This window comes from Chitinophaga nivalis (assembly GCF_025989125.1).
Taxonomy (GTDB): domain Bacteria; phylum Bacteroidota; class Bacteroidia; order Chitinophagales; family Chitinophagaceae; genus Chitinophaga; species Chitinophaga nivalis.
Genome location: NZ_JAPDNR010000001.1, coordinates 4,030,781 through 4,043,525 on the forward strand (window position 1 = coordinate 4,030,781; position 12,745 = coordinate 4,043,525).

Sequence of the window (12,745 nt, forward strand, 5' to 3'; positions counted from 1 at the left end):
TAAGCGAAACGGAATGGCATCGCCTGACTTAAACGGGGCGATGGTGGCGCCTGGACAGGGGGAGCGCCGGCGGGATATCACCTGACTGGTTTGCTTTTGCTCCCTGGCGGATTACCCCAAAGTATCCATGGATATATTTGTATACTTTTGTGGTATCTGTAAAGTAGTCTCAATAATACATGAACCATCAAACCTATCCACCGCATCCTGATTTAGCGACACTGGTCGAATGTTATTGGACATTGGAGAGTCCGAAGGAAAAAACACCCGAAAAAAATACCATTGTTCCGGACGGCGCTATGAAAATGATTTTTCACTACGGCGATTTGTTCAAACAATATACGGAAGAAGGGAGTAGTATGCTGCCCAGATGCTTTGTCATCGGACAACTAACACGACCGCTTGAGGTAGAACCGACCGGTGAAACAGGGATCTTTTTTGTTCGTTTTCACCCTTATGGATTTTTGCCTTTTACTACCATCCCGATAAAAGAGATGGAAAATACCGCTGTTCCATTAACAACCCTGTTTGAAGATGCGGGCAGGAAAATCGGACAGGAAATTGTAAAGGCATCTTCCGCTGCTGAAAGAATACAATTAATAGAAGCTTTCTTACTAAACCGGTTAAGGGATGCTGAAACCATTGACCACATAGTCAAATCAACTGTAGACACCATTCTGACTGCCAACGGCCAGCTTTCTGTAGATGAATTGTCGAAACAAACCAATATCCACCGCAGACAATTAGTACGCAAGTTTTCCTCTGCTATAGGTTTAAGTCCGAAACAACTCTCAAAAACCATCAGACTGCAGGCCACGCTCAAAATGTTGCTGAATAGGAAAGTGACCAGCCTGATTGCGTTGGCTTATGAGGGTGAATATTACGACCAGGCACATTTCATTAAAGACTTCAAAGAATTTACAGGACTAACACCTAAAGAATTTTACGGAGATCATTTAAAGATGTCTTTGATTTTTGATACCCCGGAGTAAGTTTGTCTCATTTTTACAATTTTATGTTTCCGGTACCTAATAACTTTGCTACCAGACATAAAATAATATAACAATGGAAAATCTGGTCAACTTCATCGATATACCTGCCACGGACTTTAGCAGAGCGGTATCTTTTTACAAAGCCATCTTAGGTTTGGACATCAACGAAACAGCGATGTTCGGCACAAAAATGGGTTTCTTCCCCAGCGACGGTACCAACGCATCAGGGGCCATTGTACAGGGAGACGACTACACGCCTTCAACAACCGGTGTAGTGGCTTACCTGAATGGTGGAAAGGACTTGCAGGTAGTTTTGGACAAAGTAGCCGCCAACAACGGGCAGGTAATTGTTCCGAAAACACACATCAGTCCCGAAGTAGGATACATCGGTATGTTCATTGATACCGAAGGAAATAAAATGGCTGTCCATTCAATCAACTAAAACAGATGAAAATAACTGCGCTGGACTTCCTGAAAAAGTTAGATAAAAACAACAACCGGGAATGGTTCACAGAACATAAAAGTCTTTATACCGCCGCGCGCGAAGAGGTGATCGCATTTGTGAATGACCTGATCGGCGAAATAGCCATATTTGATCCGGAAGTAAGTACCATAGATGTGGAGAAATCACTTTTTAGGATTTATCGCGATACGCGGTTTTCTCACAACAAGGAACCTTATAAAATCAATTTCGGAGCAAATATAGCAACGGGAAAAGGGAAAGCAGGATATTATCTGCATATCCAGCCTGAAAAATCTTTTCTGGCAGGAGGGGCTTATATGCTGGAGAATGAGCAGCTGAAAGTGCTGCGGCAAGAGATTATCTATAATGCGGAAGCGTTTCGGAAAATGGTAAGTGAAGCAGGTTTCTGCCGTTATTTCGGCAGTCTGAGCGAAGAGGGGAAGCTAAAACGTGTGCCTGCGGGTTTTGAAAAAGATGACCCGATGGCGGAATACCTGAAGCTGAAAAATTTTGTAGCGATTCGTCCCATTGCTGATGAAGAATTGTTGGAAAAAAATGCGGCAAAAAAGCTGGCTGGAATGTATAAATCCCTGAAACCGCTCAAAGACTTTCTCAATGCGCCTTTTTTGTAGGAGATAGTATGCAGATGGCGCTTTGCAAAATAAGAAAGGTGTCGCTGCTGTAGGAGAGACACTTTTCTTATTTTGAAGCCGCTGTTATTATTGCTGCGCGATGGGTGTATAACCATGAAGTAAAAGGCAAATTTATTAATCTGCTTTATTTTTCAACCGGCCGCCCACAAAAATCATCTCTTCGCTATCGTGCCGGAACTCATTTAATTGCCAGTCTCCATAAATATGATTTACCTGTAATCCGGCAGCGGATAGAAGTGATGTTATTTTTTCCCGGGAAGGAAATGAAATAACTGAGCGGGCCTGCCATAATTTATTCGTGGCGGTTGCTGCGTAATAGGAGGTGTAGGTCAACGCCGCTGCATTGCCTTCCCAGCTGTTCCACGCCCGTATACTGCCCAGTTGCGGATGATTAAAGTATCGTTGCGATGTTGCCTCGTCCCACTGTTTCCACTCTTCCGCCAAAGGGTTGCGGGAATCGAATATAAATATGCCATCATCACTTAAATGATGCTGTATTGTCTGAAATAGTTTTTCCCGGTCTTCATCGGTTAAAAATACCTGGAATACATGCCCGGAGAGTAGGATGAAATCAAATTGCTCCGATAGGCGCAATGTCCGGGCATCAGCTTGCAGCCACGCTACTTTGTCCGATTTTTCCCGGGCTATTGCCAGCATTTCTGCTGCCACGTCTGTGGCTACGATGTAGTTGTTTGCCTTTGCCAGCCGGACAGCCAGTGTGCCGGTGCCACAGCCCAGATCCAATATACGCCTGGCGCCCTTCGCCCAATGGACATACGGCTCATTGTCTGATGACCATGGATTGTCGTAATCATAAAACTGCACCAGTGATGAATCCTGATATAACCTGTCTGCGCTCATATATGCTGTTACTTTTAATTCCCTGCAAATTTTTATGCCAATAGTTTCCCTGGTTTTCCTGTGCAGCAAATAATTATTTTACTTTTCCGGAAAGTACAAAAAAGGGTTTACATTATACGGATATCATGGATTAATGGCGTTATGGCTGGATGTCTGCTACCGGATTTGATAATTCCGGAAAGTAAGTTGGTTAATGGTAGGTTACGGATATTTTAAAGAGACCTGTTTTGTTATGGAGATACCCACCTGTTTTGTAAGGATGTGATATATTATGGCGTAGCAGCTGTTGGCCTGTTGTCATAATGCATTTGTGCTCCGCTACATTTGTACCCGTAATAGATTACGTGCAGCGGGGATCCTACTTCCTGTACCCCTGATGCAACAGTTGCCAAAGCATCGCTGCACATTTTCCTGTAGATGAAAACACCGTAACCCGATTTTGTTAATCATGCTAAAAACCCACTATGCAATACTTTATTAAAATGCTTTTGTGTGCGTTGGTAATGACCGGCCCGCTCCTGATGGTATCCTGTAAAAAAGAAGAAAAAGTAACAGACGCCGGTAAAACCGCCATCCCTGCGGATGTACTGGAAAAGATGAAGGCACATGGATTTAGTACCCGGGATGTCATGAAAGTAACAGCTGGTTATGTGGTGGAAGGAGATATTTTCCTGTCTGCTGCCGCCCTGAATGAGCGTACTTTTTCTCCTGCCATGCGGATTGCACAGGGAGAGCAATACCGCACCCATAACCTGATTACAGGATTACCCCGCACCATCACTGTTTCGGTGAGTAACCTGCCGGCTGCCTATACAGCTGCTACCGATGTTGCCATTGCACGTTACAATGCGTTGAATCTGCAACTTAAATTTTCCCGCGTAGCCAGTGGCGGAGAAATAGATATCAAGTATACCAGTCTGGGAGAAGGAGTATCCGTACGCTCTGCCGGCTTTCCAACCAGTACCGGCAACCCGGCCAGTCCGATTCAATTGAATGCGGATCCGGATGCATTGGGAAGTGCACCCAATCAAGGATACCTGGCAACGCTGATTGCACATGAAATAGGCCATGCTATTGGGTTACGTCATACTGATTACTTTAACCGTGCCTACAGTTGTAATATTGGTAGCAATGAAGGGGATGCCGGTGTAGGTGCTGTAGTGATTCCGGGTACCGCTACTTACGGTGACCCGGATAGCTGGATGCTTGCTTGTAATGGCGGTGGTGCAGACCGGCCTTTTAATGCCAATGATGTGGCTGCGCTGGATTATTTGTATGGTAGTGGCGTCCTGAATCCGCTGCCGGATGGTACCTACCGGCTGATCAATGTCAACAGTGGTAAGGCAGTGAGTGTGCAGGCAGTATATACTCACAATGGCGCATTAATTTGCCAGTGGATCTGGGAGAATACCAATAATCAGAAATGGATTCTCTATTACCTGGGTGACGGATATTACAAACTTACTGCCTTACACAGTGGTAAAGTATTAAGTGTAATTGATGGTAGTGCTGGTGATGCTATCCTGGATCAATGGGAATGGAACAGTAGTTATTACCAGCAGTGGCGTTTCGTGCGTAATCCGGATGGCACCCTGATGATCATAAACCGGCTTAGTGGAAGAGCGGCCGGTATCGGGCTGGGCTTTCTCCAGAATGGTGCGGTTGTTAACCTGGAACGTTGGCGGGGAGAGCGTTTCCAACGCTGGTATGTAGAAAGACTTTAATCAAAAAAAAATCTGAATGTAAAACCTGTCATACAATGATGACAGGTTTTGCTTTATATGGCCTTTTTACTAATAGTAAAATCAGCAGGGATGAATAGCAGACTATTGCGGCAACTGATCTTTTATGTTATTACATGATCGTGTGATGAAATGCCCGGTGCTACATTAAATTATTGTAAACTGCTACTACTTTATCATTCAAATCAGAGCTTTGCGCTTGCATTACAAATACCTAACTGCTAGCAGGATGCACCAATCAGATAGTAAACCAGCCAACCACGAACAACAAGCGCAGCAAAGCCGGCCTCATTTTGATGCCATCTATGAACTGTACTGGAAAGAACTGTATGAAGCTGCCTGCAGGCGTCTGCCGGCGCCGGCAGACGCGGAAGATATCCTGCAGGAGGTATTTATATCATTGCTTAAAAACCCTGCTGTCATCACCAGCGAGGGCTCTATCCGGGCTTATCTCCATAAAGCCTTAAAAGGAAGAATCATCGATTTTTACCGGAAAAGTTTGTTGAAAGAAACTTTTGAAAGAAATGCCCTCTTCACCAGCCCCCGTGCTATCACACATCCGGATGCACACCTGATGCATAAAGAGCTGGAAGTATTGCTGGAAAAGGAAATCAGCAGCATGCCGGAACGCATGCAAACCGTTTTCCTGATGAGCAGGAAACAGCAGCTTTCCAATGAGGAGATTGCCCATGAACTGGCCATATCCCATCAGACCGTAAGAAACCAGATCAGCGCAGCTATTAAGCGAATCCGCAGAACATTACATCAATATAATCTTGCCAACAGCGCCAGCACAACAGTTATCCTCACGGTAGCAGCGGTACTGCTCACCCGCCACTGATCAATGTTACCTTAATGTTAAGCCTGAAAACAGACCGGTACATCAGGTACAGTTGTTCGAGTATAGATATAAAGAGCGCAGGTGAATAAACGCGAATTACTTGAATTACTGCAGAAAGAAGCATTGGGAAATAGTACGCCCGAAGAAACGGCCCGACTGGATGCCTGGTATGCAGCCTTTGATAACAAGGCCACACCGGTATTCCAGGATGAGGCGGCGGCGGAGCTCGTACGAACCCGGTTGCGTAACCGTATCTACCGGCAGCTGACTGCGGAGATACCAGATCTGCCGGCGCCTGTACCAAAACGAACGCCCATGCTGTTTTACCGGATGGCAGCAGCCGTATTGGTATTAGTTGGACTGGCCTGTGCAGGCTACTTTTTTCGGCCCGGAAAACCGCTGCCACAGCAACAAGCAGCATTACTCAGCAGCGTTTCACCTGCCGGTAAAATGTTGAAGGTAATACTGACCGACGGGAGCGAGGTATGGCTGAATGCGGGTAGTACCCTGCACTATCCTGCCGGATTCGAAGGCCGGAACAGAGAGGTATACTTAAAAGGCGAAGCCTTCTTTAATGTGGCCACACAACCGGAACACCCCTTTGTTGTACATACAGACACTCTCAGCACCATCGTGCTGGGCACCTCTTTTAATATCAAGGCGTATCCCGAACTGGGAAGTATCCGCATCAATGTAGCGACCGGGAAAGTAGGCATTGTCATGGGAACGAATACACTGGCTACCTTATTACCGGATCAGCAACTCACCTACAACAAAGGGGATCATACCTATTCTGCGGAGACGAAAGAAGCCGGTTCCACCAATACCTGGCGGGAAGGAAGCATCAACCTGGATGGTGTTTCATTTGATGAACTGGCGGCTGTACTGGCACACAATTTTGGCTACCGCCTGCAAACCAAACGGGCAGACATCCGGAAGGTCCGGTTTTCCATGAATATGATGACCAACCATCACATTGACGACGTGATGCGCATTGTATGCAGCCTTACGCAGGCGCGCTACCGCATCGATGAAAAGGTAATCAGTATTTATTAAATCAACTAGCTACATAAAAAAACGGAAGCTGCTGCAAACAACTTCCGTCAATAATCAGTGCGGTATTCAGTTCCCGGGAAGGACAGTGAATACCGGTGCATTTAAACAGTTTCTTACCATTTAAACGATTCGAAATTATGAAAAAAAACCTTTCGGGGTCCATTAAACATCTTATGAGAGTTTCTGTACTTCTTCTGGGTATTATGTTTGCCGGGACGCTTTGTTTGCATGCCGGTACGGGTACAGCCCAGGACCTGAGCAACATCCGGCTGCAAATCCGGTTAAAAGGTAAAACACTGGCTGCTGCCATTTCGGAATTGTCTATGGCCAGCAAATTGTCTTTTGCCTTCGACAAGGCGGCGCTGAATGAAAAAACAGTAGCCGAAGCGGACTTCAACAATGTAGCGCTCAGCGATATCCTGCACCGTTTACTAAGTAATAGTGGTTACCGCTATGAAATCATCAACAAAACCGTTGTCATCGTAAAAGAGGTGAAGCCCGTGAAAGTTAATCCGGGTAAGATCACTGGTAAAGTAACGGACGAAAAGGGGGAGGCACTTCCCGGCGCCAGTATCCGTATCCCGGAGCTGAATAAAAGCACCGTCAGCGAAGGCGACGGGTCTTTCAGCCTGGTGGTGGAGCCGGGTGTGTATACCCTGGAGGTGAGCTTTATCTCCTTTGCGCCGCAGCGGATCATGAAAGTACTGGTAGAGGAAGGAAAGGTGCGGGAGCTGTCTGTTGTCATGAAACAGGCTTCCAGCGCGTTAAGTGAGGTACTGGTAGTAGGTTATGGTACGCAGGAGAAAAAAGATATCACCGGGTCAATCGGCTCTGTGACCGGTGATCAGATCAATAACAGAACCGTCGGCAGCCTGGACCAGGCACTGGTAGGAAAGGTGGCCGGATTAAGCGTTTCCAATAACTCCGGCGCTCCCGGTACGGGCATGATGATCCGTATCCGTGGCGTAGGTACCATCAATAACAGCGATCCGTTGTATGTGATCGATGGCAATCCCTTTGGTAATATCAACAACCTCGATCCGGAAGATATTCAATCCGTGGAGATCCTGAAGAGTGCTTCTGCTGCTGCGATCTATGGTTCCCGCGGTGCGAACGGCGTGGTGCTGGTGACCACCAAAAAAGGAAGTGCCGGCGCGATGAAAATTGACCTGCATACGTTTACCGGTATGCAACAGGTATATAAAAAACTGAAACTGACCAACGCAGCTACCTATGCCAGATTATATAACTCCGCCCTGGCATCAGGCGGACTGGCGCCGGTATTCAACAACCCTGACAGCTATGGCGAAGGTACCGACTGGCAGGATGCTATTTTCAGAACCGCACCTATCAGCAAATATGAAGTAGCCTTTTCAGGTGGAAAAGAAGGCTCTGTATACCGCATGAGCGCCAGCTACCTGAAACAGAAAGGTACGGTCATCGGAACAGATTACTCCAAGATAGGCGTATCCCTGAACAGCACCCACCAGCTGAAACGCTGGCTGAAATTCGGGGAAAACATGAACTATACCTATACCACCCGGAACAGTATTTCTGATTACGACAGTGATGCCAGAGGCATCATCAGCACCGCTATCCAGATGGCGCCTACCGTGCCGGTAAAAAATCCGGACGGCAGCTATGGCGTATCGCCTTTTGCCAATACCTACAATCCTGTTGCCGCTGTTGAAAATATTCAACGTCTGAACAAAGGATGGCAGCTGATGGGTTCCTTGTATGCCCAGGCAGATCTGTTACCCGGACTGAATTTTAAATCGCAGTTTAATATCAACGTGGGCAATGATCGCCATCGTTCCTATATCCCCGTGTATTTTGTCAGCAATTCCCAGAAGGAAGATGTCAGCAGCCTGGAAGAAGAAGCTTCCAATGGTACCGACTGGGCCTGGGAAAATACCTTAAACTATAGCCGTAGCTTTGGTAAACATCGTATCGACGGATTACTGGGTGTAACCGCACAGCATTCCTATGATTCGTATATCCGTGCCTACGGACAAAACCTGCCGGCAGATGCCAGCCTTACCCGCTCCCTGCAATACCTGGATCTCGCTTCATCCGGTTTGAATGTTGGCGGTGGTGGTGACGAATGGGGCATGTTATCCTATTTCGGCCGGTTGAACTACAGCTACCGTAACACTTACCTCGCTACCGTGAACGTACGTCGCGATGGTTCTTCCAAGTTCGGTGCCAACAACCGCTTCGGTACTTTCCCTTCTTTCTCCCTGGGCTGGCGCTTGTCCAATGAGCCTTTCCTCCGGGATGTGAAATTTATCAACGACCTGAAATTACGTGGTGGATGGGGTTCACTGGGTAATGAAAGCTCTTTGTCTACCAGCGCTACGGTGTCTACCCTCAAAGTAAATATACCTTATCCGTTTGGTCGTGGTAAAGAACAGGAAGTACTGCTCGGCGCTACGCCTTCCAGCATCGGTAATATGAACCTGAAGTGGGAAGCTACGAGAGAAACAGACCTGGGCCTGGACGCGACTTTATTCGATAACTTTATCACCATAGGAGCGGACTACTACCACCGCGCTACTTCCGGTATCCTGGTACGTTTGCCTATCCTGGCTTCTGTAGGGGTATCTGAAGCGCCTTATGTAAACGGTGGTAATGTCGTTAACAAAGGCTTCGAATTTACCCTGGGCTTTCACAGCAACCGTAAAAAGAATTTCGGATATGACATCTCCCTGAACTATTCGATCAACCGCAACGAGGTAACCAGCTTAATGAACGACGGTGCTGCCTTCTACGCCGGTGAAATCACCAGTGGCGTAAGAGTGAGCAAAACAATGGCCGGTCATCCTATCGGCGGTTTCTTCGGGTATGTAACAGATGGTATCTTCCAGAATCAGAAAGAGGTAGATGCGGCTGCCAAACAACCTGGCGCTGCTCCCGGCGATATCCGTTATAAAGACCTGAACGGCGACAATGTGATCGACGACAAAGACCAGACCTACATCGGTAGTCCATGGCCTACCCGTATCTATGGCCTTTCCGCTTCTTTCTGGTATAAGGATTTTGATCTCAACCTGAGCATCAGCGGCCGTGGTGGCAATCAGATTTATACCGGCTGGAAACACTACACCAACTCTTCTGGTATCTCCAACTACTTTGCACCGGATAAGGAGCAGGCATGGACCGGCGAAGGTTCCACTAATAAAGAGCCACGCGTGACCATCCTGGATCCGAATAACAACATGCGTCCTTCTGACCGCTGGATTCAGAACGGCAGCTTCCTGCGCCTCAATAGCCTGCAATTGGGCTATTCTCTGCCGCAGTCTATGCTGAAAAGATGGGGCATTGCTAAAGTACGGGTATATGCAGGTGGCGAAAACCTGTTTACCATCACCCGGTACGATGGCTTTGATCCGGAAGTAGGTATGCGCGACGGTAATGACGGCGATCCGCTGGATGTGGGTATCGACCGCGCTTACTATCCGCGTCCACGCACGCTTTCTGTTGGTCTGAATGTGAACTTTTAATACCGAAAAATATTTGATACCATGATGAAACGAATTGGCATAACTATACTCTTATTGGCAGCCGGTGTTTTTTCCGGGTGTAATAAATTACTGGAAATAGAACCACACGGTAAGCAAACCACTGCTACCTTCTTTACTACGCCGGCTACCGCCAGACAAGGACTGATAGCAGCTTATAAGGCATTGCAATCCAATTACCGTACCGGCTACCCGGGTTATGTGAGATGGGTTTTCGGAGATGTTTGCTCTGATGATGCCCGTGCGAATGGTGGTGATAACCCGGATATGATCCAGGTAGAATTTTTTACCGCCAACGCTACCAATCCCTTCTATGAAAACGCCTGGTCTACTTTGTATCAGGGAATCCATGCTGCCAACATCGTGATTGAAAAAGCGCCGGGTGTAAAAGGCATGGATGATGCAACGAAAAAAGTATATGTAGCAGAAGGTAAATTCCTCCGTGCGTATTACTATTTCAATCTGGTGCAGATCTTTGGTGGTGTGCCGCTGATGCTGAAAGAAATGCTGAGCGATTATAACATCCCGAGAAATTCCAAAGAAGAAATCTATCGCCAGATAGAAACAGATCTGCTGGAAGCAGAAGGAGCATTGCCGGAGAAGAGTGCACAGGAGAAAGCAGACTATGGCCGTGCGACTAAAGGAGCTGCGCATGCTTTGCTGGCACGGGTGTACATCATGCAGGGCAAATTTGCCGAAACAGAAAAATGGACGAAGCGGATCATCGATTCCCGTCAGTACAGCCTCGATCCTGTATACTATCATAATTTTACCATTGATGGAGAATACGGTGCAGAAGCCATTTTTGAGATCAACTTCCAGTACGATGCCCGCTTCTATGATGAAGAAGGATCTGGTGATGGCGATGGCAGAACCCGTGGCCCCTTATCTTATGGCTGGTGCTACGACAACCCCACCCAGGACCTCGTAGATGCTTTTGAGCCGGGCGATCCCCGCAAGAAGGCAACCGTATATAAAACAGGAGATGTATTGCCGGATGGTACCATCGGCAACACAGGCACCAGTGCTACCGGTTACCTATGTACGAAATACCTGATCCTGAAAAATGAAATGCCGGATCAACCTAAAAGTTCAGGTAAAGATCAGATCGTGTTCCGCTTCGGACATATTCTCCTGTGGTATGCAGAAGCTGCCAACGAAAACGGGCATAGCCAGGAAGCGCTGCAGGTGCTGAACCAGGTGAGAGCGCGCGCCAGAGAAGGTAATGCGCTGATACTGCCGGATGTCACCACTACCGATAAAGAAAAACTGCGGCAGGCGATCTGGCAGGAGCAACGCGTGGAATATGCAACGGAAGTGTTCCGCTTCTTTGACCTGGTACGTACCAAAAGAGCCGGAAAGGTGCTGAATGATTTTGCGAAGAAATACAACAGCCAGAAAGGCGTTTCCTTTAAAGCCGGTGTGAATGAGATATTCCCGATTCCACAGTCACAGATTAATCTGAGCCAGGGCGTATTGGTACAAAATCCAGGATTTTAATGGCAGACGTTGTATATTATACTATTAAAAGAACTACATGAAAAGATATGTTATTGCAGTAGCGTTCATTTTGCCGGTGTTGGCCATGTCCTGTACACAGCCTAAGGAAAAGGAAGCCGCTGCTCCCCGCAAAATTAAAAATATCATTTTTATGGTGGGAGATGGTATGGGTACTACGCAGATTTATGCCGGGCTGACTGCCAACAAAGGTTCGCTGAACCTGGAGCGATTCAAATGTATCGGTTTTTCCAGAACCAATTCTGCCGATAACTACATGACAGAATCGGCCGCAGGAGCTACTGCATTTTCCATCGGACAGAAGACTTACAACGGTGCTATCGGTGTAGATACCGCCGGGAAGCCACAGCCGACGATTATGGAAATCGCCAAACAGCATGGATTGTCAACCGGTATTGTGGTAACCACCGATATCACGGATGCAACACCAGCAACCTTTGCGGCGCATCAGAAAGTGCGTGAAATGCAGGCCGAAATAGCGGCAGACTATGTGAAGTCAGACGTGGATGTACTGATCGGCGCTGGCCAGGAACATTTCGACCAGCGCAAGGATGGCCGCAATCTTCTCACGGAGTTCATACAGAAAGGTTACCAGGTAAAGCATACAACGGCTGATGTGGCACAAGTGAAACAGGGAAAACTGGTAGGGCTGATTAAAGAAGCACGCGTGGCAGAAAGAGGCGATCAGCTGGCACGTACTACCCAGGCAGCGCTCCAGCTGTTGCAGCAAAATAAAAAAGGCTTTTTCCTGGTTGTGGAAGGCTCCAAAATTGATGATGGTGGCCATGCCAACGACCTGCCTTATGTAACCGAAGAAGTGATTGATTTCGATAAGGCCATTAAAGCCGCCCTGGATTTTGCCGACAAAGACGGCGAAACACTGGTAGTGGTAACGGCCGACCATGAAACCGGCGGTCTGACGATTGCAGAAGGTGATCTTACTACCGGAAAAATCACGGGTAAATTTTCTACCGATGATCATACAGGCGTCATGGTACCGGTATTTGCCTACGGCCCCGGCGCAGAAGCTTTTATGGGTATTTATCATAACAATACCATCTTCCGGAAATTTATGGAGGCATTAAAATTCTGATCATC

Annotated in this window: 10 protein-coding genes; 9 read left to right on the top strand and 1 reads right to left on the bottom strand. The window is 47.3% G+C overall.

Annotation, left to right across the window (positions count from 1 at the left end):
* Positions 1-179 precede the first annotated feature (179 nt).
* The 3 genes from OL444_RS16000 to OL444_RS16010 all read left to right on the top strand — a co-directional run bounded on the left by OL444_RS16000 (position 180) and on the right by OL444_RS16010 (position 2,087).
* Positions 180-992 carry a helix-turn-helix domain-containing protein gene (locus OL444_RS16000; protein WP_264731654.1) on the top strand — a complete coding sequence of 271 codons (813 nt, stop codon included), beginning with the start codon at positions 180-182 and terminating at the stop codon, positions 990-992.
* 73 nt (positions 993-1,065) lie between these two features.
* Positions 1,066-1,434 carry a VOC family protein gene (locus OL444_RS16005; RefSeq protein WP_264731651.1) on the top strand — a complete coding sequence of 123 codons (369 nt, stop codon included), beginning with the start codon at positions 1,066-1,068 and terminating at the stop codon, positions 1,432-1,434.
* Between the two features lie 5 nt (positions 1,435-1,439).
* Entirely contained in the window at positions 1,440-2,087 is a 648-nt protein-coding gene (locus OL444_RS16010) for a DUF2461 domain-containing protein (protein WP_264731649.1), read from the top strand.
* Between the two features lie 135 nt (positions 2,088-2,222).
* On the opposite strand, the gene OL444_RS16015 is transcribed toward OL444_RS16010, so the two are convergent.
* The gene (locus tag OL444_RS16015) at positions 2,223-2,969 is read right to left on the bottom strand and encodes a class I SAM-dependent methyltransferase (RefSeq protein WP_264731647.1); all 747 of its coding nucleotides are present in this window, start codon (positions 2,967-2,969) and stop codon (positions 2,223-2,225) included.
* A gap of 464 nt (positions 2,970-3,433) precedes the next feature.
* Here OL444_RS16015 and OL444_RS16020 point away from each other — a divergent pair, with 464 nt between their 5' ends.
* The 6 genes from OL444_RS16020 to OL444_RS16045 all read left to right on the top strand — a co-directional run bounded on the left by OL444_RS16020 (position 3,434) and on the right by OL444_RS16045 (position 12,740).
* Positions 3,434-4,693, top strand: a complete 1,260-nt coding sequence (locus OL444_RS16020) for a M57 family metalloprotease (RefSeq protein WP_264731645.1) — start codon at positions 3,434-3,436, stop codon at positions 4,691-4,693.
* A 247-nt stretch (positions 4,694-4,940) separates the two neighbouring features.
* Positions 4,941-5,552 carry an RNA polymerase sigma-70 factor gene (locus OL444_RS16025; protein ID WP_264731643.1) on the top strand — a complete coding sequence of 204 codons (612 nt, stop codon included), beginning with the start codon at positions 4,941-4,943 and terminating at the stop codon, positions 5,550-5,552.
* A gap of 81 nt (positions 5,553-5,633) precedes the next feature.
* Positions 5,634-6,608 carry a FecR family protein gene (locus OL444_RS31980; RefSeq protein ID WP_264731641.1) on the top strand — a complete coding sequence of 325 codons (975 nt, stop codon included), beginning with the start codon at positions 5,634-5,636 and terminating at the stop codon, positions 6,606-6,608.
* 173 nt (positions 6,609-6,781) lie between these two features.
* The gene (locus OL444_RS16035; protein WP_264731639.1) at positions 6,782-10,111 is read left to right on the top strand and encodes a TonB-dependent receptor; all 3,330 of its coding nucleotides are present in this window, start codon (positions 6,782-6,784) and stop codon (positions 10,109-10,111) included.
* 21 nt (positions 10,112-10,132) lie between these two features.
* Positions 10,133-11,629 carry a RagB/SusD family nutrient uptake outer membrane protein gene (locus tag OL444_RS16040; RefSeq protein WP_264731637.1) on the top strand — a complete coding sequence of 499 codons (1,497 nt, stop codon included), beginning with the start codon at positions 10,133-10,135 and terminating at the stop codon, positions 11,627-11,629.
* A 37-nt stretch (positions 11,630-11,666) separates the two neighbouring features.
* Positions 11,667-12,740, top strand: coding sequence for an alkaline phosphatase (locus OL444_RS16045; RefSeq protein ID WP_264731635.1), 1,074 nt, complete (start codon positions 11,667-11,669; stop codon positions 12,738-12,740).
* Positions 12,741-12,745 lie beyond the last annotated feature (5 nt).

What these genes read in the sequence shown, in the direction of transcription:
- OL444_RS16000 (WP_264731654.1), top strand. Translation starts at nt 180, where the DNA reads ATGAACCATCAAACCTATCCACCGCATCCTGATTTAGCGACACTGGTC.
- OL444_RS16005 (WP_264731651.1), top strand. Translation starts at nt 1,066, where the DNA reads ATGGAAAATCTGGTCAACTTCATCGATATACCTGCCACGGACTTTAGC.
- OL444_RS16010 (WP_264731649.1), top strand. Translation starts at nt 1,440, where the DNA reads ATGAAAATAACTGCGCTGGACTTCCTGAAAAAGTTAGATAAAAACAAC.
- OL444_RS16015 (WP_264731647.1), bottom strand. Translation starts at nt 2,969, where the DNA reads ATGAGCGCAGACAGGTTATATCAGGATTCATCACTGGTGCAGTTTTAT.
- OL444_RS16020 (WP_264731645.1), top strand. Translation starts at nt 3,434, where the DNA reads ATGCAATACTTTATTAAAATGCTTTTGTGTGCGTTGGTAATGACCGGC.
- OL444_RS16025 (WP_264731643.1), top strand. Translation starts at nt 4,941, where the DNA reads ATGCACCAATCAGATAGTAAACCAGCCAACCACGAACAACAAGCGCAG.
- OL444_RS16035 (WP_264731639.1), top strand. Translation starts at nt 6,782, where the DNA reads ATGAGAGTTTCTGTACTTCTTCTGGGTATTATGTTTGCCGGGACGCTT.
- OL444_RS16040 (WP_264731637.1), top strand. Translation starts at nt 10,133, where the DNA reads ATGATGAAACGAATTGGCATAACTATACTCTTATTGGCAGCCGGTGTT.
- OL444_RS16045 (WP_264731635.1), top strand. Translation starts at nt 11,667, where the DNA reads ATGAAAAGATATGTTATTGCAGTAGCGTTCATTTTGCCGGTGTTGGCC.